Raw genomic sequence first — 17,384 nt, forward strand, 5'->3', positions numbered from 1 at the left:
CGGGCCCCGGCTCCCGGCTCCCCTAAGGCGAAGCTCCCGACTTCCCGATTGCTAGCATCGGCGGACATGGAGCTTCGCCAGCTGGAGTACTTCGTGAGCGTCGTGGAGGAAGCGAGCTTCACGAAGGCCGCCGCCGCCCTGCACGTCGCCCAGCCCGGCGTCAGCGCCCAGATCCGCAAGCTCGAACGGGAGCTCGGCCAGGACCTGTTGGACCGGTCGGGGCGGACCGTGCGGCCCACCGAGGCCGGGGCGGCGGTCCTGCCGTACGCCCGAGCCGCGCTCGGCGCGGTCAGCGGCGCCCGGCAGGCCGTCGAGGAACTCACCGGGCTGGTGCGCGGGCAGGTCACCATCGGTACGGTCACCTCGCTCGGACCGTCCATCGACCTGCCCGGACTGCTGGCCGGTTTCCACCACGACCATCCGGCCGTGGAGATCGGCCTGACCGCGGACACCTCCGACCGGCTGCTGGAAGCGGTGGCGGGCGGCCGGGTCGATCTGGCGGTCGTCGGACTGGCGGGCGAGCCCCCGCCCGGGGTCGGCGTCCAGGTCGTCGTGGACGAGGCGCTCGTCGTGGCCGTGAGCCACGACGACCCGCTGGCGGCCCGGAGCACCATCACGCTCGGCGCCCTCGCCGACCGGCCGATCATGAGCCTGCCCCGGGGCACGGGCCTGCGCACCTCCGTGGAGAACGCCTGCGCGGCGGCGGGCTTCCGGCCGCGCGTCGCCTTCGAGGCCGGTGACCCCAACGTGCTCGCCCAGCTCGCCGCGCGCGGGCTGGGCGTGGCCGTCGTGCCCGAGTCCCTCGCCCGTGCCTACGCGTCCCAGCTGCACACGATCGGTTTCCGCCCCGCGCTGCGCGGTGCTCTCGCGCTGGCCTGGCGGACCGAGGGTCCGGTCGGCCCGGCCGCCCGCGCCTTCGTCCGCCACGCCCGGGCCGAACTGGCGGAGCCCACTGCCGAGCGCTGAGGCGGCTCGGGGGGGGACGGGTCAGCGGCAGTCGGGCCCCTCCCCCGGCTCCCCGTCGGCTTCGACGTCGCCATCGCGGTCCGGAAGGGGCGGCAGCCGCAGATCGCCGGGCACCGGGCCGTCGTCCCAAGAGCGGGCACAGCGGTGGCTGCGGACGTTCAGGTGCAGCCGCCGGGCCTGTTTGCTCAGGCGCCGCCGCTCTCGCCGGGCCTCTTCGCCCTCACCCTCACTGGGTGGCGGACCGCACGAAGCGGATCCAGGACATCGCCCAACTGCCGATCGTCGGCGAGAACCCGCCCTACCCGGTACTGGCCGGGGACCTGGACATCCTCACCCTGATGGCCGGCATCGCCGAACGGGCCGACTGCGGCCTGTGCATGGACATCGGGCACCTCTACATCCTGCGGCAGCAGCGCGGGGAGCCGATCGAGCGCCCCGAGGACGCCGACTTCCCCTGGGAACGGGTGGTGGAGGCGCACATCTCCGGCATCACCTGCCGGGACTTCACCGCCTACCAGCTCGTGCAGGACCAGCACCGATGGCCCGTCGACGACCCGGTGTGGCGCACCACGGAGCTGCTCATGCCGAGGATGACGCAGCTCCAGGCCCTGATCGGGGAGTCGGAGGGGATGGGGATCGACGACCTGGTGGTCAAGCTGGAGCGGATGGACGAGTGCCTGGAGGCGGTGTCGTGGTGACGACCGGAGCCGAGGGCCCGACGCCCGCCCCCCACCCGTATGTGACGCAAGTGACCGAGCTGTGGCGCGGCTTCTACGGGCCCGCGCCCGTGGACGGGCCGCCCGACCCCGGCATGGCCGTGGACCGCTCGCCCCGCAAGGCCATGGTGCTCGAGCGCTGTACGGGCGCCCTGCCGGCCACCACCCGCGTCTACTGCGGCCTGGTCCCGGACGCCATGGACGCCTATCTGGGCAGCGAGCACTGGCACGGGCGGCGGGCGCAGGAGGGATCCCTCTTCCCCGAGGCCGCCTCCACCGTCACCACGTTCGCGGCCTTCCTGGAGGAGGCGTGGCTGCCGACGGCCGATCCCTGGGCGCGGCAGATCGCGCGGTACGAGTGCGACGTGCTGTGGGGTGCGGCGACCGCGCCCACGGCGGCGGCGCTGCGGGCGGGGGTCCGGCTGCCGGAGGGCGCGTGGGTCGCCCGGTGCGTCTTCGACGTGCCCGAGTACGCGGTCCGGCTGCGGGAGGCTTGCGCCTCCTGTCCCTGGCCGGACGCGGTGCGCCACACCCGCCCGCGGGCCCGCCCGTTCGCGACCCTCACCCTGCGCACGCCCGCCGGGCTGCGCCGCACGCATCTGCGGGACGCCGCCTGCGAGGCGCTGCGCCCGCTGTGGGACGAGGAGGCGGGCCCGGTCGACACGGACGGCAAGGCCGTGACGGCCGCCCTGGAACGAGGACTGGTGGTGCCATGCGTACGGTGAGCGAGGCCGCCCCGCCCGGGGCGCGGCCCCTGGTGGGCTTCAGCTGGGACATGACCTCCGAGCACGAGCGGCTGGCGCCGTTCGCCGAGCGGCTGGCGGGCGACGACCGGGCGTTCATGGTGGGGCCCTACGCACGGGATGCCGCCACCGTCGACGAGGCCGTGCGGTTCTGCGAACAGCACGGCCTGGTACCGCTGTTGCACACCCTCGACCTCGATCTGTGCGGCCTCGACCCCGTCGACGACCAGCTGGTGAAGCAGCTCGGGGAGGCGGTGCGCAGGCTGGGCGTCTCCTGGGTCACCACCGATCTGGCGATGTGGGCCAAGGACGGTGAGTCCTTGGTCGAGGCGCTGGTCCCGATGCCGTGGATCGAGGACTCCGTCGACTACGTGGTGCCCCGCGTCGAGCGGATGCAGGAGCTGCTGGGCGTGCGGGTCGCGGTCGAGAACTCCGCCTACGCCTATGTCGTCGGGGACGCCAATCCGTTCACGCTCCAGTCGGAGATCGCCCGGCGGGCCGACGCCTTCATGGTCTACGACGTCGGCCACCATCTGATCGCCTCCGAGGTCAGCGGCATCGCCACCGACGTGCTGATGCCGGACGACTTCGCGTGGGACCGGGTCGTCGAAGGGCATCTGTCGAGAGCGCGTACGAGCGGGCCGTGCGCGGCGTGTGGGCGGCCCTGTACGACACCGAGGACACCACCGCTGTGCCCCCCGAGGTGCGCAACGCGGCGGGCTTCCGGCTGGAGCGGGCCCGGCGGCTGGCGGCCGTCGCCGCCGCGGTGACCGCACGGCTGCCCACCGCCGGCTTCCTCTATCTCGCCGGGGAGGGCACACCCGGCATCGGGCGGTTCGTGGCGAGTGACGCCTGGCGGGCGCGCGAGCGGGAGCCGGGCGAGGACTTCCCGCCGGGCCCGAGCACGGCCCGCGCCTTCGCGGAGTACCTGGAGAAGGGGTGGCCCGAGGGCCGCCCCGGCTGGCAGTGGGAGCTGGCGTCGGCCGACACCGACCTGGCCTACCGGCCGCCGGTGCCCTCGCCCGCGGCCCGCCGCGCCGGGCTGTCGCCCGCCCCCGCCACCCGCCTGCGGGTCAGCCCGTACGACACCGCCGACTACGCCCGTCGCACGGCCCTGAAGAAGCAGCGGATGCCGTGGGACCTGGTCCTCGACACGGTGCGCCCGGTGGAGCGCCGCACCGCGATCCTCGTGCCGGGCACCGGCCCCGGCGCGGGGCGCCCGCTGGTCCTGCACGACGAGGAGGCGGCGGCGCTCGCCTGGCTCACCGAAGCCCCCCGCGCGCACGCGCGCGTGCCGGCCGGGGAACCGGGCGAGGAGCTGCTGCGCCGGCTGGTCGAGGTGGGCGCGCTGGTGCGGGACGGGGGCACCGGGTGACGCGGACCCCGGTGCGGACGGATGACGAGGCGGTGGTGGAACGGGCGATCGAGCTGCTGCGCGCCGCCGACCTCGGCCTGACCGGCCTGGGCGAGAACGGCAGAAGGCTCGCGGCGCTGCTGCGGTCCGTCGCGGGCGGCCCGTCGCCCGCCGAGCCGCCGGGCACCGTGGCCGCCCCGGGAGCCACGGGCATCACGGACGTCACGAACGTCACGGACGTCACGGACGAACTGCCGTGCGTGGTGCGGGAGTGGGCGCGGGCCATGGGCGTCACGGAGGCGGCCTTCCGGGCGGACCGCAGGGCCTTCCTCCGCGGTGACCTGGCCGGGGTCGAGCTCTGCCCGCGCGCGCTGGTGCGGGCTGCCGTGCCCCGGCTGCGGGGCCTGTCCGCCCTGCCCGAGGGCCACCGGCTGTCGCTCGTGTGGACCCGGGACCGGCCCTCGGTCACCTTCCCCGTCCGGATCCCCGACCGGTCCGCGGTGGCACTGCCCGACCGTCCGGCCCCCCTGTGCGCCCAGTACGTCCACCACGAACTGGGGCACGCCATGGAACTGGCCTGGCGGTCCCCCGGCCTGCCACTGGCCGAGCGCTGGCGCCGCCCGCCCGTGCTCGCGGAGTGGGGCGCCCTCGTCGTGGAGACCCTCGGCCTCTCGGCCGCCTGGCTGGCCTCGCTCGGCGTCCCGGCGGACACCGCGGAGCGGGTGGCGGCCCACTGCCGCTACGAGGACCGCTACACCCGGGCGCTGGCCGCTCTGATCCTGCGCTGCGCCGCCCGACCGGAGCGGCTGGAGGAGGAAGTGGCCCGGACCTCGGGCGACTTGATCGATCCGCGGCACGTGCGGGAGGAGACGGAGCGGGCCGGGTATTGGAGCGCCGTCTTCGAGGGGCACGCCCTCGCCGACCGTACGGTGGCCGGGTTCACCGAGCGGTGGGGCGAGCGCTGGTGGGACGAGCCGGGCAGCTGGCGGGAGTTGCGCGAGCAGCTCACGGCCGGGCCCGCCGGGCTGTCGTCGAACGGCCCGGTGCGATGAGCGGGCCCGCCGGGCCGTCCCGGTTCCAGCCGGTCATCGACCGCACCCACTGCCCGTACGCCCGCGCCTCGACCTGGCCGGTCTCCGAGCCCGCCCGTGACGGACTGCCCGTCGAGGACCATCTCGAACGGGCCCTGCCCCGTTTCCGGCAGGCCCTGCGGCAGGTGGCCGCGGGCGAGGCCGACGGCTTCGTCCTGGACCTCCCGGCCCGGCTCGGGGCGGACGTGGCGACGCTGCGGACGTCGTCGCTGACGGCCACTGTTGCCTTCGGCCCGGACCACACCCGTTACGCGTTCGAGGCGGAGGGATTCTTCCTGTTGTTCCAACACGAGTCGGCGTTCTCCCGCAGACACCCAGGGGGCATTCCCATGCAGGTACGGGACCGGATCCGGCACGCCTTCGAGGAGGCGGGCCGGCCGTACCGCTATGACATGGGCGTCGTCCCCGTGCTGCGTCCCGGGGGCGACGAGCGGTGAAGGGCGGCCCGACGACGCCGGACGGCACCGCGCGGCGCGCGACGGTGCGGCTGTACCTGCTGCTGACCGGCCTCGACTTCTTCGGCGACATGTGTCTGACGGTCACGTCGGTGCTGTTGCTCGGCGAGCGCGGTCTGAGCAGCAGCACCATCATCTGGCTCATCGCCTCGGTGTGGCTGCTGGAGGCCCTGCTGGAGGTGCCGACGGGGGTCTTCGCGGACGCCATCGGGCGCCGCGCCTCCGTCGTGGTGGGTTTCGCCGTGCGCGCCGTCGGCTACGGCATGCTGTTCTTCTCCGCCGACCCGGCGGTGGCGGTGGCCGGCACGATCGTCGCGGCCGTGGGCACGCCGTTCGCCTCGGGCAGCCTGGACGCCTGGGCCGTCGACCGGCTCCAGCGGGAGGATCCCTCGGCGAGCCTCGACGCGCTCTTCGCCCGGGGCCGGATGGCCGAGAACGCCGGCATCGTGACGGGCACCGTCGCCGGGGCGGCGGCCGGGCAGTTCCTGGGGCTGGCCGTGCCGCAGTTGCTGGCCGGATCCGCCTGTCTGGCCGGGGCCGCGTGCACCACCGTGCTGCTGCGCAGCCGGACACCGGTGGCGGACGGCGCCGGCGCCGGGGCGGATCCGGCGGGTGTGCGCCGCGAGCTGGCCGCCGCCTCACTGGAGGCCCTGCGGGGCTGCCGCCGGGCACTGGGCACCGACCGCGTCCTGACCGGGCTGCTACTGTGCGCGGCCGCGCTGTGCCTCTTCCGGGGGCTGCCGGGCGTGCAGTGGACCGTCCACTTCGACGTCCTCACCGGCGGCTCCCTGATCGCCCTGGCCGCGGCCCGGTGCACCGGCGACCTGTTGCAGATCCCGCTCCTCGAGGTCGTCGCCCGGAAGGTGCGTCACGACCCGGGCGCGCGGGCCCGGATCATCGTGCTGGCCGCCGTGGCCGCCGGGCTCTTCCTCGGCGGCTCGGCCCTCGCGTCCTCCGGCTGGGTCGGCGTCCCGCTGTACATCGGCTTCGTGATGGCGGGCAGCCTGTGCATGCCCGGCCTCAAGGCCGCTCTCAACGAGCGGGTGCCCGCGCGTTCGCGCGCCACCATGCTGTCCGCGGGCGGGTTGTTCAACTCCCTCGCCACCGGCCTCGGCCTGTATGTGATGGGCGGGCTCGGCATCGGCCTCGCGGACGTCACGGGGGTGTGGACCACCGCGGCCGCCGGTACGACACTGTTCGCAGCGTTGGCCGCCTGGTTCTGTGTCCGGTCCTTGCGTACGCCGCCCGCGAGGGTGGCGGTCGATTCCCATGTGGTGGGCGAAGCCGCCGAGGAGGATGGTGCCCGTGTCCCCTGAGCCGGACCCCGAGCCACCGGCCGAGGAGTCCTCGCCGCCCGCCCCCGGGCCCGGCCCTGAGCGGCGCGGCGAGCTGATACGGCCCGCTCCCGTCGTCTTCGGCGACGATGACGACGCCGACGGTACCGAGCTCGGCGCGGTCTTCCGCACCTACCTGCGCGACTACATCGGCGACTCCATCGGGCGTGCGGGCCCTTCGAACGCCATCTGCCCCTTCGTCCGGGGGGCGTTGCGGGCCGGCGTCATGCACTACGCGGAGCTGCGCGTGGCCGGGCACACGGCGCCGCGCGCGGTGGCCCGGGCGCTCGTCGGCTATCTGGCCTGGTTCGACCGCGCCTCCCAGCGGGAATCGGCCGAGCACCCGGGGCTGGTCGTGGCCTTCCCCGGCCCGCCCGCCCCGCTGCTGCCCGTGGTGGCCGCCGCGCACCGCGCGGTGCTGCCCGCGGTGTACGCGCGGGGGTGCACGGCGGCGCTCTTCCACGAGGACCCCGCCCGGCCCGACGATCCCCGGCACCCCGAGCCCCGCTACTTCACCGCGCCCGCCCCCTTCTACGTACTGCGCAGGATCATCCCCGCCGACCTTCAACTGTCCTTGCGGGTACTGCAGATGTTCCCGGCGTACCACCGGCTGCACGCGGCGGAGGCGCGCCGTACGAGACTGCGGACGAAGGAAGCCGCCGAGCGGTGGAACCAGGCGTGCCGCGAGCACGGACTGACCCCCTGAGCCGACCGCACGGCCTGTTGCCCGCGCTTCCCCCGCCGCACTGCAAACCCCGTCTCCCAGCACTGCGGGGAATCCTCGCCCACCCTCGCGAAGTGATCGTTCCCAGCCGCAACGCAACCCCCGGATCGGGTGAGTCACCACGGCGGAGTGAATCGCACACCACCCGACGGGCCCCCGGACCGACGGCTGCGGGCCGCTTGACACCCGCTCGAAAATCGGCGCGAGAGAACGCTCTTGGGGGGCCGTTACCGCCCCCATCGGGCGTCGTTTTCCGATCACCCGTCCGATCCGGCGTCAACGAGGAGGCGCAGTGCAGTATCGGAAAGCCCGCCGTACGACCCCCGTCGGGGCCCACCCGCCATTCGAACACGAGAGGCCGCCACGACCGGCTGCGAGGCCGTGCCGCGCCGTCGAAGGGCGGCGGGCATGAGCGCCATCGACCACGCGTGCCCGTCGGGTCTCGTGACGGTCCTGCTGCACCGTGACGACGGGCGCATCCTGCTGTTGCGCCGCGCCGCCGGTACGGCCACGGGCGGCCGGCTCGCACCGCCCGGCGGTGGGCTCACGTCCGAGGAGAGCGTGCTCGCCACCGCACTGCGCACCGCCGACGACGCGGTGGGAGTCGTCGTCTCCCCCGGGGACATGGAGTTCTGTCACCTCGTCCACCGGCACGGCCCGGACCACCGGGGGCGTTTCGGGTTCGTCTTCACCGCCCGGCGCTGGTCGGGCGAGCCCCGGATCCAGCAGCCCACGGCCTACTCCACGCTGGTGTGGGCGCAGCCCGTGCCGCCTCCGGCGGCCTGTGACGCGGAAGCCGCGGCGCTGCTGGCCCAGTTCACCTCCGGTGCGCTGCTGTCGGTCCCCGGCTGGGACGACGCGCCCGGTGGTGCGGGATGAGGCCGTGGGGCGCCCGGCGGGCTAGGCGCGGAACGGGCCCGTCACCTCGTAGGTGATGCCGGCCGAGGAACTTCCCGTCGTACCCCGCTGACTGGAGAAGTACAGCCGTCTGCCGTCCGGCGAGAAGGCCGGCCCGGTGATCTCGGAGCCGGGCTGGCCGTCGATCCGCAGGAAGGGGGCGACGACGTCGTCCGGTGTGATGAGACAGATCTCCATGTTGCCGCCGTCCTCGGCGACGAAGAGGTCGCCGGAAGCCGTGCCGGTGACGTTGTCCACTCCGGTGAGCGGTGCGCTGCCGCTCACCAGCGAGTCGTCGTAGGCGAGTTCGAGGGTCCCGGCGGCCGCGTCGTACTGCCAGACGCGGTTGTCGCCCTTGGTGGTGAACCAGCAGGTGCCGTCGGCGTAGTAGCAGCCCTCGCCACCGTTGAAGCGCTTGGCCCCGGCGACCTGGTTGCGGGTGGCCGTGCCGGCGCCGGACGGGTCGGGAACGACACTCCAGGTGACGGGTCCCGAGGTCCCCGAACCCATTCTGAGCACCTCCAGCTTCCCGGCCGAGAGGTCGCCCCAGGTGGTGGGCGTGAAGCGGTAGAAGCAGCCGTCGGTGACGTCCTCGGTCAGATAGACCACCTTGCGGACCGGGTCGGCGGCGGCCGCTTCGTGCTTGAAACGGCCCATCGCCTCCCGGCGCACCGCCGCCTTCACGCCCCACGGGTCGGTCTCGTAGACGTAACCGCGGTCGACCTCCTCGCAGGACAGCCAGGTGTTCCAGGGCGTCTTGCCGCCCGCGCAGTTCTGGCGGGTGCCGGAGAGCACGCGGTACGCCGCGACGACGGTCCCGGCGGCGTCGAAGCGCAGCGCGCTCGCCCCGCCGGAGGGGTTGATCTCCGAGTTGGAGACGTAGATCCAACCGGCGCCGTCGGTGTAACAGGCGCCACCGTCTGGGGCGTTGTGCCAGGTGTACGAGGTACCGGAGACCTTCTGTCCGGACCGGGCGACGATCCGGGAGCTGAAGCCGTTCGGCAGCCGGAGGCCGTTGCCGTCGGCGGCGCCGAGCGGTCCGTACGGCCCGGGGCCCGGCTGGGCCGGGCTCGCGTAGGCGGCGCTCCACAGTGAGCCGCCGAGCGCCGCGGCCGAGGTGCCGACGACGGCCGCGCGCAGGAAAGTGCGACGTTCCACGGTCACTCCAGGGGAGTTGGGGGGTGCCTCGTCACCGACCGGCGGCGAGGCCTGGTCTCCCGGACCATAGAAGCGCAGAGTTGACGGTGCATCAACAAGAGATGAATCCGGGGCGACCCTCTCCTGGGCTTGTTCCTTACACCCGGGGTCCCTGAATGCCCGGCGACGATGTACCCGTTGGACAAGGTGATCGATTTCGCCGGCATACGAGAATCCCCCTGCTCCGGGTCCCGCACACCCGGAGCAGGGGGTGCCGTCCTGATCATGCCCATGCCTTTCGATCGATGGGCGCCCCTCGCAAGGAAGCGACCCGGGTCACTCAGGTCGCTATGAGAAGTTCCGGATATTCATTCATTCGAGCCGGTCGGATCACGGGCGACATCATCGAAAGGCAAGCCGGGAGACGGGGCGGGAAATAGCGCACCCGCGCGCTGTTGACTTCCGGATCGGCCAATGGGGTGAGGACACCCGGGCGTTCTCGGATTCGACTGGTAACGTGCTGCGCGCGGCGGTGCTTCCACGGCCGTCAGCCCGCCCGGACAGTGCCCCACAAGAGCGTCCGGGCGGGCTTTTGAACAGCCTCAAGGGCTACTTGACGCGGCCGTACCAGACACTGTTCGTCCAGATCTTCTCCAGCCGCACGGACTTGCCCGGCTTCGGAGAGTGCCAGATCTGATTCTTCCCGGCGTAGATCCCCACGTGGTAGACGTTGCTACCCGAGTGGAAGAACACCAGGTCGCCGGGCTGACGTGAGCCGGACGAGAGATGCCTGGTCTTGTTGTACTGCGAAGCCGCGGTGCGCGGCAGTGCCTTACCCGCCTTCTTGAAGGCGTACAGCGTCAGGCCCGAGCAGTCGAAACGGTTCGGACCGGTGGCGCCGTACTGGTACGGCGACCCCTTCTTGGAGGCCGCGATCTGCAGCGCCTTCGTTCCCGGAGTCGCCGCCTGTGCGTCGGTTGCCAGAGTCGGGATCAGCATCGACGCGGTGACGGTGGCTGCGGTCAGAACGGATGCAGTTCCGGCCCGGGAAAGAAGTGCGGGTATGCCAGGGAACGCAGACATGCCAAAGCCCTTCGTCATCCGCCTACGAAAGGTGACCTGTCGGGTTCGGGCTGACAAAGTTGCCCGGCCACATACGTGGCTTCACCCCAAGAACCACTGACATCGTGGTTCGTCGTGCTTGGGTCTCCCGCTCCTGCCGATCCTTGATCTGAATCTGCACCCGGACGGCGGCAGGACTCGGCGTCCGCCCGGGTCGCCCGCCTCTGTGACGGGTTCTTGTGTTCGAGCAGAGATCCTGCATCATCAACCGCCCAGAATCAGAGCCCAAACGGCCTTCTGTGAACTTGTTCACTTCGCGTCGACACGGGGAACCGGGGACTGTTTCCGCCCCGCCCGAACCCCTGTCAACACCCCACACACAGGGGAAATCAGCTGCGGTCGAAGTACGAAGGCGGCGAGATATCAAGGGAGTTACCGGCAGTCGCGGCCGGAACTCACCGGACGCCGGAAGAACGGGTCGCGGCACGCCCTCGCCGGTTCCACGGGCCATCTCGCCCGATGACTGAATATCAGCCTCCGCATTCTGTGCGAGCGGGGCGGACTGACGGGCGATGAGCGATCGGACCCCCTCACGTCCGAGAGCCACGACGACCGGATTGCCCCCTCCTCCCCCAAAGCGTGGAGCGGTCCCCACTTGGTGTTAGGGTCGGTCCAGCAAGTGGGGGCCGATCCCCATTTGAGCTCCGGTCATGCTCCCGGACGACGAAGGGAACGCTTGTGTCCACGCCAACCCTTGAGGACCTCACGCCCGCCGGCACGGACTTCGCCAAGGACCCGTATCCGCTCTACGCGAGCCTGCGGGAGCGGGGGCCCGTCCATCGGGTGCGGACCCCCGACGGGCGCGAGTCGTGGCTGATCGTCGGCAACGACGAGGCCCGGGCCGCCCTGACGGACCCGCGACTGCGCAACGACATCCGCTACTCGCCGGACTGGGAGGACGACGGCGGCTACGCGATCGGGCTGAACATGCTCCAGGTCGACGCGCCCCACCACACGCGCCTGCGCAAGTTCGTCGCCAAGGAGTTCACCCCGCGCCGCATCGAGGAGCTGCGTCCCCGCATCACGCGGTGGACCGGCGAACTCCTGGACGCGATGCTGCCGCTCGGCCGCGCCGACCTCGTGGACGCCTTCGCGCTGCCGCTGCCGCTGACCGTCATCTGCGAACTGCTCGGCGTGCCCGTCGCGGACCGCGCCGCGTTCCGCGAGTGGTCCAACGAGGTCGTCCTCCCCAGCAGTCCGGAGGCCGCCGGCGCCGCCGCGCAGGCGATGACCGCGTATTTCGTCTCGCTCATCGAGGCCAAGCGGCAGGCGCCGGGCGACGATCTCCTCAGCGCCCTGACCACCGCCACGGACGACGACGGTGACCGGCTCTCGCCCGACGAACTGCTGGGGATGGCCTTCGTCCTGCTCGTCGCCGGCCACGAGACCACCGTCAACCTCATCTCCAGCGGCGTCCACGAGCTGCTGCGCCACCCCGACCAGCTGGCGGCGCTGCGTGCCGACTGGTCCCTGCTCGACGGCGCGATCGAGGAGATGCTCCGCTACGACTGCCCGGTGGAGCGGTGCGCCTTCCGCTACACCGCCGAGCAGGTGGAGATCGGCGGCACCACCATCCCCGCCAGGGAGCCCGTGATCGTCGTACTCGCCGCGGCGGCCCGCGATCCCCGGCACTTCCCCGAGCCCGACCGCTTCGACATCCGCCGCGAGCCCCGTGGGCACCTCGCCTTCGGCCACGGCATCCACCACTGCATCGGCGCGCCGCTCGCCCGGATGGAGGCGGCCATCGCCCTCAAGGCGCTCCTGGAGCGCTGTCCGGACCTCGCCTTCGACATCGACCCTGCCGACCTCACCTGGCGGCCCAGCATGGCGCTGCGCGGTCTGGTCAGCCTGCCGGTGAGGTTCACGCCGGAGCGGTAGCGCGCGGCTTCGGGGGGGGCGGACATACGACAGTGGCCCGAACCCGTCGGAGACCGACGGCTTCGGGCCACTGTCGTGACCGCGCCGCCGTTGACGTAGGCGCTGGAGAAGCCGTCGTCGCCGATGACGCCGACGGACTGCCGGGCCGGCTCGAAGCCCGGGACGCCGGTGACGTGGATCAGCTCGATCGCGGTCTCTCGTGCCGCCTCCCGGGGCTTCGACGGGGACCCGCGGGGCGCCGGTGGCGGGCGCCCCCTCGGGTCCGGGGCGCCCGGCGGAGCGGGCACAATCGTGGGGTGGCCCGATACAGCGCACGCCGGCAGCCGGCGATCACCGATTCCGCACCCTGTCCCTGCGGGCGCGAAGCGACCTACCGCGACTGCTGCGGCAGCTTCCACCGCGGGGAGACGACCGCTCCCACCCCGGAGCGGCTCATGCGCTCCCGCTACAGCGCCTTCGTCGTCCACGACGCCGCCTATCTGCTGCGCACCTGGCATCCGGCGACCCGGCCGTCCGACCTCGATTTCGACCCGGACCAGCGGTGGACGGGGCTCGAGATCCTCGGCACGACGGGGGGCAGCGCCTTCCACACCGAGGGCACGGTCGAATTCATCGCGCACTACAGCGAGCAGGGGCACGCGGACAGCCAGCACGAGAACAGCCGCTTCCTCCGCGACAACGGACAGTGGGTCTACGTGAGCCCGGTGCCACCGGAGGCGGACCGGTCCCGTACGAGCTGAACACCGGGGCCGGTACTCCTCGTTGCGATCCGGGGTAGAGGCACCGTCGGCAGGGTCAGGTCGACCCGACGAACCCGGCCTGCGGAAACAGTGGTGCACCCGGCTCGGAGATCCTGTCGGCGCGCCCTCCACCCGAACCCGCGTGCGCGCGGCTACAAAAAGATCGGCAACCGCGTCCCCGGCCCTGCGCGCAGCACGGCACGGATCCCCCGAGGTCGCCGAAGGGACCGGGGCCTGCTGACGACCCCGGCGCGCTCCGCAGGGAACGGCAGGTGATCGAACGTGAGGGCCTTTGTTCTCCGGAAGGTCGGCGAGGTCGGCGTCATCGAGAAGCCGATCCCCGAACCCGGCCCCAATGACGCGGTGGTGCGTACCACCTCGGCCATGGTGTGCACGACCGATGTGCACACCATGAAAGGAGCGATTCCGGTCGCCCCGGACGTGACCTTGGGGCATGAGGCGGTCGGGGTCGTCCATGCGCTCGGCTCGGCCGTCGAGGGTCTGGCCGTGGGCCTGCGCGTCGCGGTGGCCGGGGTCACTCCGTGCTTCCAGTGCGACTTCTGCCAGCGCGGATTCTCCTCGCAGTGCCACGGGAGGATGCTGGGCGGCGCCCAGTTCACCAACCAGCGTGACGGGAACCTGGCTCAGTATTTTCTCGTCAACAACGCCCAGGCCAACCTGTCACCGATTCCCGAGGCGCTCTCCGACCACCACGCGTTGTACGCCACCGACATGCTCAACACCGGCTTCCTCGCCGCCGAGCACGCGGAACTCGAACTGGGCGAGACTGTCGCGATCTTCGCGCAGGGTGCGGTGGGGCTGTCGGCGACGATCGGCTGCCGGCTGCGCGGCGCCGGTCTCATCATCGCCGTGGAGTCGGTTCCCGCGCGTCAGGAACTCGCACGCCACTTCGGAGCCGATCTCGTCGTCGACTACACCCAGTGTGATCCGGTGGAGCGGATCCTCGAACTGACGGACGGTCAGGGGGTCGATGCGGCCATCGAGGCACTCGGCACGCCCGGTACCTGGGATGCGACCTTCCGGGTCACGAAGCCGGGAGGACGCATTTCCAACGTCGGGTACCACGGGGAGGTGCCCGAGCCGTTGAAGATCCCCCTGGAGCCGTTCGGGTACGGCATGGCCGACAAGAAGGTCTACGGAGGGCTCAACCGCGGAGGGAGCGAGCGGCTCCGGCGGATCTTCCGGCTGATGGAGAACGGCAAGGTGGATCCCACGCCGATGACCACGCATGAATTCGGCTTCGACGAGATCGAACGCGCGTTTTGGATGATGGAATCGAAAGAGGGGGGAATCATCAAGCCCCTGATTCACTTCGACACGGCCGGCGCGTAGGCGCAGAGCCCGATCCGGCGCGTCCGGTCCAGCCCCGGCCCGGACCCGCCCCGCGAGGGGAACGGCGCCCGAGCCCGGGGGTGCGGGGCGCCGCGCTACGACCGGCGGCGGGGCTTGCCGCGCTTGGCGCCCTTGGCGCCGCCGGAACCGCTCCGCGGGCTCTTGCCCGTGGGCTTGCCCGCCGCCTTGCCGCTCGACTTGCCCGCCGCGGGCTTCCGCCGCGCGCCGCCCGCCTCGGGGCGCTTGCTCTTCGGCTGCGCCGGGGCCGGGGAGCGGCCGCGTGAGCTGTTGACGGTCCGCCCCCGGACGATCCCGATGAAGTCCTCCACCAGGTCGGTGGTGCGGTCCTCGGGCCACGACAGCGCGACACGCGACTCGGGGGTCTCCGTGACCGGCCGGTACGTGAGGTCCTTGCGGTGGTGCAGGCGGGCGAGCGACTGCGGGACGACGAGTACGCCCACTCCCGCCGCCACCAGCTCGATGGCGTCCGCGGTCGTGGCGGGCCGCTCGATCGCGGGCCGCCCCGGCGGACGCTCCCAGCCGAGGGTGTCGTCGAGGGGGTGCAGCACGATCTCGTCGGCCAGATCCTCGGCGGACACCTCGTCCACCGCCGCCACGACGTGGTCCTTCGGGACCACGACCACCGTGGTCTCGGTGTAGAGGGGGATCGCGCTGAGGTCCGTCCGGTCGACCGGCAACCGCACGAAACCCGCGTCGGCGCCGCCGCTCCGCAGCACGTCGAACGCTTCGGTGGGGGACACCGCGATGAGGGTCAGTGGGACGTCGGGCAGCCGCTCGTTCCAGATCCGCACCCACTTCGTGGGCGTCACTCCCGGGACATACGCGAGCCGGAACGAAGGGGGAATTTCCGAGCCTGTCACTCCGCCAGGTTACCGGTCGTGGTCAGAGGTAGCGCACATGCTCGATACCCTTGACACCATGACGTCGCACAAGACCACCCAGACCATGAAGCCCGCGACCGCGGCGAAGAAGCTGGGTGTGTACCTCGAGGCCACCCCCACCGAGTTCCAGGAGGGTGTCGTCTCGCGCACTGAACTGAACGCACTGCAGGAGAATCCGCCCGAGTGGCTGCTGGAGCTGCGACGCAACGGCCCGCACCCCCGCCCGGTGGTCGCGGCGAAGCTGGGCGTCTCCATCGCGGGTCTCGCGCGTGGCGGGGTCACGGACGCCCTCACCACGGAGCAGATCGAGGCGCTGAAGAACGACCAGCCCGAGTGGCTGCAGCGGGAGCGCGCCACGCAGGCCGAGGTCCGCAAGGAAGCCGTGCGCATCAAGGAGAAGAACGCGGAGCGCGTCGACCAGCCCCGCCGGCCGCGCTCCTGATCCCTGCCCCCGCCGGTGTCGAGCGCACCGGCCGGGGCGGCCGGAGCCACCACGTTCGCGCTCCGGCCATGCGGGACAGCCCCGTCGAGCCGGTCCCCCGCACCGGGCCGCGCCGGGTCGGTGGCATGCGGCGGGCAGCGGACCGCGCCATGGTGGCGGACCTGCCTGCGCCGACTTCGCCGAGGAGAGCTCGGCCCGCGCGGCGCGCTCTCGCGCCTGGGTGAGCTGCGGCTCCGCGCCGGCCCTGGAACTCGCGCCGGAACCCGCGGCGCCCCGCGAACCCGCTGGTCAGAAGCCCTCACACGTGGCGGTGGCCGCCACCCCGGACGCCGTGGCAGTGGTCGGCTTGCCCTCGTCGACGGTGACGCTGCACGTCACCGAGCCGCCCCGGGGACCGGTGGTGACCGCGAGCAGACCACCCTTGACGAAGCCCTTGGTGTCGACCTGCTTGCGCCACGGCAGGGACGGCACATTCTGCAGGCTCTCGGAACGGTTCCCGCTGCTCCAGGTGGTGTAGACGATCTTCACGTCCTTGGCGTCGCCGGTCACCTCGTACTTCACCGTGACGGTCTTGTCGGACTCGTTCGAGACGACGGCGAACAGGACGGCGCACCCGCCGACGATCAACAGCAGCAGGACCAGCAGGACCCACGGCCACTTCCGGCGGCGGCGGTGCGCGGGCGGGGCGTGGTGCGGATGCCCGGCCGCCGACGGCCCACCCCAGCCGGGGGCGCCTTGCGGGCCTGACGCGGATGTGTCCGGCATGAGTGCGCGCCCTTCCTACGGTCGGCACCGACCCTGGCCGACGTACCGGATGAATTCCACGCAAGTGACGCATTCATGCTAGGCCGTAGGGCTCATCGGGGCCCGGCCACTCGATCTTGTACCTACTAGTATGTACATTGATCTTGTGAGCACTTCGGAACGCCTGATCGAAAGCACCCGTGAACTCCTGTGGGAACGCGGCTACGTCGGCACCAGCCCCAAGGCCATCCAGCAGCACGCGGGCGCCGGGCAGGGCAGCATGTACCACCACTTCAGCGGCAAGCCGGATCTGGCGCTCGCCGCGATCCGCCGCACCGCCGCCGAGCTGCGGGAGCAGGCCGAGCGGCAGTTCACCACGCCCGGCACGGCCGTCGAGCGGATCTCCGCCTATCTGCTGCGCGAGCGGGACGTCCTCAGGGGCTGCCCGATCGGACGTCTCACCCAGGACCCGGAGGTCCTCGCCGACCCCGCGTTGCGCGGGCCCGTCGACGAGACCTTCGACTGGCTGCACGGCCGCCTCACCGAGGTACTGGCGGAGGGCCGCGAGCGCGGTGAGCTGGCCGCCGGCCTCGACCCCGCCGACACGGCCTCGGCCGTCATGGCGGTGCTTCAGGGCGGTTACGTCCTCGCCCGCGCGGCCGGGTCCACGGAGCCGTACGACCGGGCCGTCAAGGGCGCGCTGGGTCTGCTGGCCGCGCACGCCGCCACCGGGGCCCCTGCGGCCGCCCTCCCCCGACCGACACGTGAACGAGAGACGAGCTGAGG

At 72.3% G+C, this 17,384-nt stretch carries 19 protein-coding genes and 1 riboswitch; of the genes, 15 read left to right on the forward strand and 4 right to left on the reverse strand.

What is annotated here, in order from left to right; genetic code table 11:
- The first annotated feature begins 66 nt into the window (after positions 1-66).
- The 10 genes from FHS38_RS16170 to FHS38_RS16215 all read left to right on the forward strand — a co-directional run bounded on the left by FHS38_RS16170 (position 67) and on the right by FHS38_RS16215 (position 8,262).
- A complete protein-coding gene (locus tag FHS38_RS16170) occupies positions 67-966 on the forward strand; it encodes a LysR family transcriptional regulator (protein ID WP_184734261.1) in 900 nt (299 codons plus the stop codon).
- Between the two features lie 233 nt (positions 967-1,199).
- A complete protein-coding gene (locus FHS38_RS16175; RefSeq protein ID WP_184734262.1) occupies positions 1,200-1,664 on the forward strand; it encodes a multinuclear nonheme iron-dependent oxidase in 465 nt (154 codons plus the stop codon).
- Entirely contained in the window at positions 1,658-2,407 is a 750-nt protein-coding gene (locus FHS38_RS16180; protein WP_184734263.1) for a hypothetical protein, read from the forward strand. Before FHS38_RS16175 ends, FHS38_RS16180 begins: the two co-directional genes overlap by 7 nt.
- A complete protein-coding gene (locus tag FHS38_RS16185; RefSeq protein ID WP_184734264.1) occupies positions 2,395-3,195 on the forward strand; it encodes a multinuclear nonheme iron-dependent oxidase in 801 nt (266 codons plus the stop codon). The genes FHS38_RS16180 and FHS38_RS16185 overlap by 13 nt, the downstream gene beginning before the upstream one ends.
- A complete protein-coding gene (locus FHS38_RS16190) occupies positions 3,117-3,800 on the forward strand; it encodes a hypothetical protein (RefSeq protein WP_184734265.1) in 684 nt (227 codons plus the stop codon). The genes FHS38_RS16185 and FHS38_RS16190 overlap by 79 nt, the downstream gene beginning before the upstream one ends.
- Positions 3,797-4,831, forward strand: a complete 1,035-nt coding sequence (locus tag FHS38_RS16195) for a hypothetical protein (protein ID WP_184734266.1) — start codon at positions 3,797-3,799, stop codon at positions 4,829-4,831. The genes FHS38_RS16190 and FHS38_RS16195 overlap by 4 nt, the downstream gene beginning before the upstream one ends.
- Entirely contained in the window at positions 4,828-5,307 is a 480-nt protein-coding gene (locus tag FHS38_RS16200) for a hypothetical protein (protein ID WP_184734267.1), read from the forward strand. The genes FHS38_RS16195 and FHS38_RS16200 overlap by 4 nt, the downstream gene beginning before the upstream one ends.
- The gene (locus FHS38_RS16205; RefSeq protein ID WP_184734268.1) at positions 5,304-6,641 is read left to right on the forward strand and encodes an MFS transporter; all 1,338 of its coding nucleotides are present in this window, start codon (positions 5,304-5,306) and stop codon (positions 6,639-6,641) included. Before FHS38_RS16200 ends, FHS38_RS16205 begins: the two co-directional genes overlap by 4 nt.
- A complete protein-coding gene (locus FHS38_RS16210; protein WP_184734269.1) occupies positions 6,631-7,365 on the forward strand; it encodes a DUF6875 domain-containing protein in 735 nt (244 codons plus the stop codon). Before FHS38_RS16205 ends, FHS38_RS16210 begins: the two co-directional genes overlap by 11 nt.
- A 426-nt stretch (positions 7,366-7,791) precedes the next feature.
- Positions 7,792-8,262 carry an NUDIX domain-containing protein gene (locus FHS38_RS16215; RefSeq protein ID WP_184734270.1) on the forward strand — a complete coding sequence of 157 codons (471 nt, stop codon included), beginning with the start codon at positions 7,792-7,794 and terminating at the stop codon, positions 8,260-8,262.
- A gap of 21 nt (positions 8,263-8,283) precedes the next feature.
- On the opposite strand, the gene FHS38_RS16220 is transcribed toward FHS38_RS16215, so the two are convergent.
- Together FHS38_RS16220 and FHS38_RS16225 are read right to left on the reverse strand one after the other, a co-directional pair.
- On the reverse strand, positions 8,284-9,438 hold the full coding sequence (locus tag FHS38_RS16220) for an alkaline phosphatase PhoX (protein WP_184734271.1): 1,155 nt from the start codon (positions 9,436-9,438) through the stop codon (positions 8,284-8,286).
- A gap of 588 nt (positions 9,439-10,026) precedes the next feature.
- Positions 10,027-10,500 (reverse strand): C40 family peptidase, encoded by a 474-nt coding sequence (locus FHS38_RS16225; protein WP_184734272.1) that lies wholly within the window; start codon positions 10,498-10,500, stop codon positions 10,027-10,029.
- Positions 10,501-10,504: 4 nt separating this feature from the next.
- Positions 10,505-10,669, reverse strand: a riboswitch (cyclic di-AMP (ydaO/yuaA leader).
- 548 nt (positions 10,670-11,217) lie between these two features.
- On the opposite strand from FHS38_RS16225, the gene FHS38_RS16230 reads away from it, so the two are divergent.
- The 3 genes from FHS38_RS16230 (at position 11,218) to FHS38_RS36075 (ending at position 14,510) form a co-directional block, all read left to right on the forward strand.
- Positions 11,218-12,417, forward strand: coding sequence for a cytochrome P450 family protein (locus FHS38_RS16230; RefSeq protein ID WP_184734273.1), 1,200 nt, complete (start codon positions 11,218-11,220; stop codon positions 12,415-12,417).
- Between the two features lie 296 nt (positions 12,418-12,713).
- Complete coding sequence (locus FHS38_RS16235; protein ID WP_184734274.1) at positions 12,714-13,157, forward strand: YchJ family protein; 444 nt, start codon at positions 12,714-12,716, stop codon at positions 13,155-13,157.
- 282 nt (positions 13,158-13,439) lie between these two features.
- Entirely contained in the window at positions 13,440-14,510 is a 1,071-nt protein-coding gene (locus tag FHS38_RS36075) for a zinc-binding dehydrogenase (RefSeq protein ID WP_184734275.1), read from the forward strand.
- Positions 14,511-14,605: 95 nt separating this feature from the next.
- On the opposite strand, the gene FHS38_RS16245 is transcribed toward FHS38_RS36075, so the two are convergent.
- Complete coding sequence (locus FHS38_RS16245; protein ID WP_184734276.1) at positions 14,606-15,391, reverse strand: LysR substrate-binding domain-containing protein; 786 nt, start codon at positions 15,389-15,391, stop codon at positions 14,606-14,608.
- 58 nt (positions 15,392-15,449) lie between these two features.
- Here FHS38_RS16245 and FHS38_RS16250 point away from each other — a divergent pair, with 58 nt between their 5' ends.
- Positions 15,450-15,854, forward strand: coding sequence for a DUF5997 family protein (locus FHS38_RS16250; protein WP_184734277.1), 405 nt, complete (start codon positions 15,450-15,452; stop codon positions 15,852-15,854).
- A gap of 288 nt (positions 15,855-16,142) precedes the next feature.
- On the opposite strand, the gene FHS38_RS16255 is transcribed toward FHS38_RS16250, so the two are convergent.
- Positions 16,143-16,619, reverse strand: a complete 477-nt coding sequence (locus tag FHS38_RS16255) for a hypothetical protein (protein WP_184734278.1) — start codon at positions 16,617-16,619, stop codon at positions 16,143-16,145.
- A 145-nt stretch (positions 16,620-16,764) separates the two neighbouring features.
- On the opposite strand from FHS38_RS16255, the gene FHS38_RS16260 reads away from it, so the two are divergent.
- Positions 16,765-17,382 (forward strand): TetR/AcrR family transcriptional regulator, encoded by a 618-nt coding sequence (locus FHS38_RS16260; protein WP_229821971.1) that lies wholly within the window; start codon positions 16,765-16,767, stop codon positions 17,380-17,382.
- The last annotated feature ends 2 nt before the right edge of the window (positions 17,383-17,384 follow it).

Origin of the sequence: Streptomyces netropsis, assembly GCF_014203545.1 — a bacterium.
GTDB lineage: Bacteria > Actinomycetota > Actinomycetes > Streptomycetales > Streptomycetaceae > Streptomyces > Streptomyces netropsis.

What these genes read in the sequence shown, in the direction of transcription:
- FHS38_RS16170 (WP_184734261.1), top strand. Translation starts at nt 67, where the DNA reads ATGGAGCTTCGCCAGCTGGAGTACTTCGTGAGCGTCGTGGAGGAAGCG.
- FHS38_RS16185 (WP_184734264.1), top strand. Translation starts at nt 2,395, where the DNA reads ATGCGTACGGTGAGCGAGGCCGCCCCGCCCGGGGCGCGGCCCCTGGTG.
- FHS38_RS16200 (WP_184734267.1), top strand. Translation starts at nt 4,828, where the DNA reads ATGAGCGGGCCCGCCGGGCCGTCCCGGTTCCAGCCGGTCATCGACCGC.
- FHS38_RS16215 (WP_184734270.1), top strand. Translation starts at nt 7,792, where the DNA reads ATGAGCGCCATCGACCACGCGTGCCCGTCGGGTCTCGTGACGGTCCTG.
- FHS38_RS16225 (WP_184734272.1), bottom strand. Translation starts at nt 10,500, where the DNA reads ATGTCTGCGTTCCCTGGCATACCCGCACTTCTTTCCCGGGCCGGAACT.
- FHS38_RS16250 (WP_184734277.1), top strand. Translation starts at nt 15,450, where the DNA reads ATGACGTCGCACAAGACCACCCAGACCATGAAGCCCGCGACCGCGGCG.
- FHS38_RS16255 (WP_184734278.1), bottom strand. Translation starts at nt 16,619, where the DNA reads ATGCCGGACACATCCGCGTCAGGCCCGCAAGGCGCCCCCGGCTGGGGT.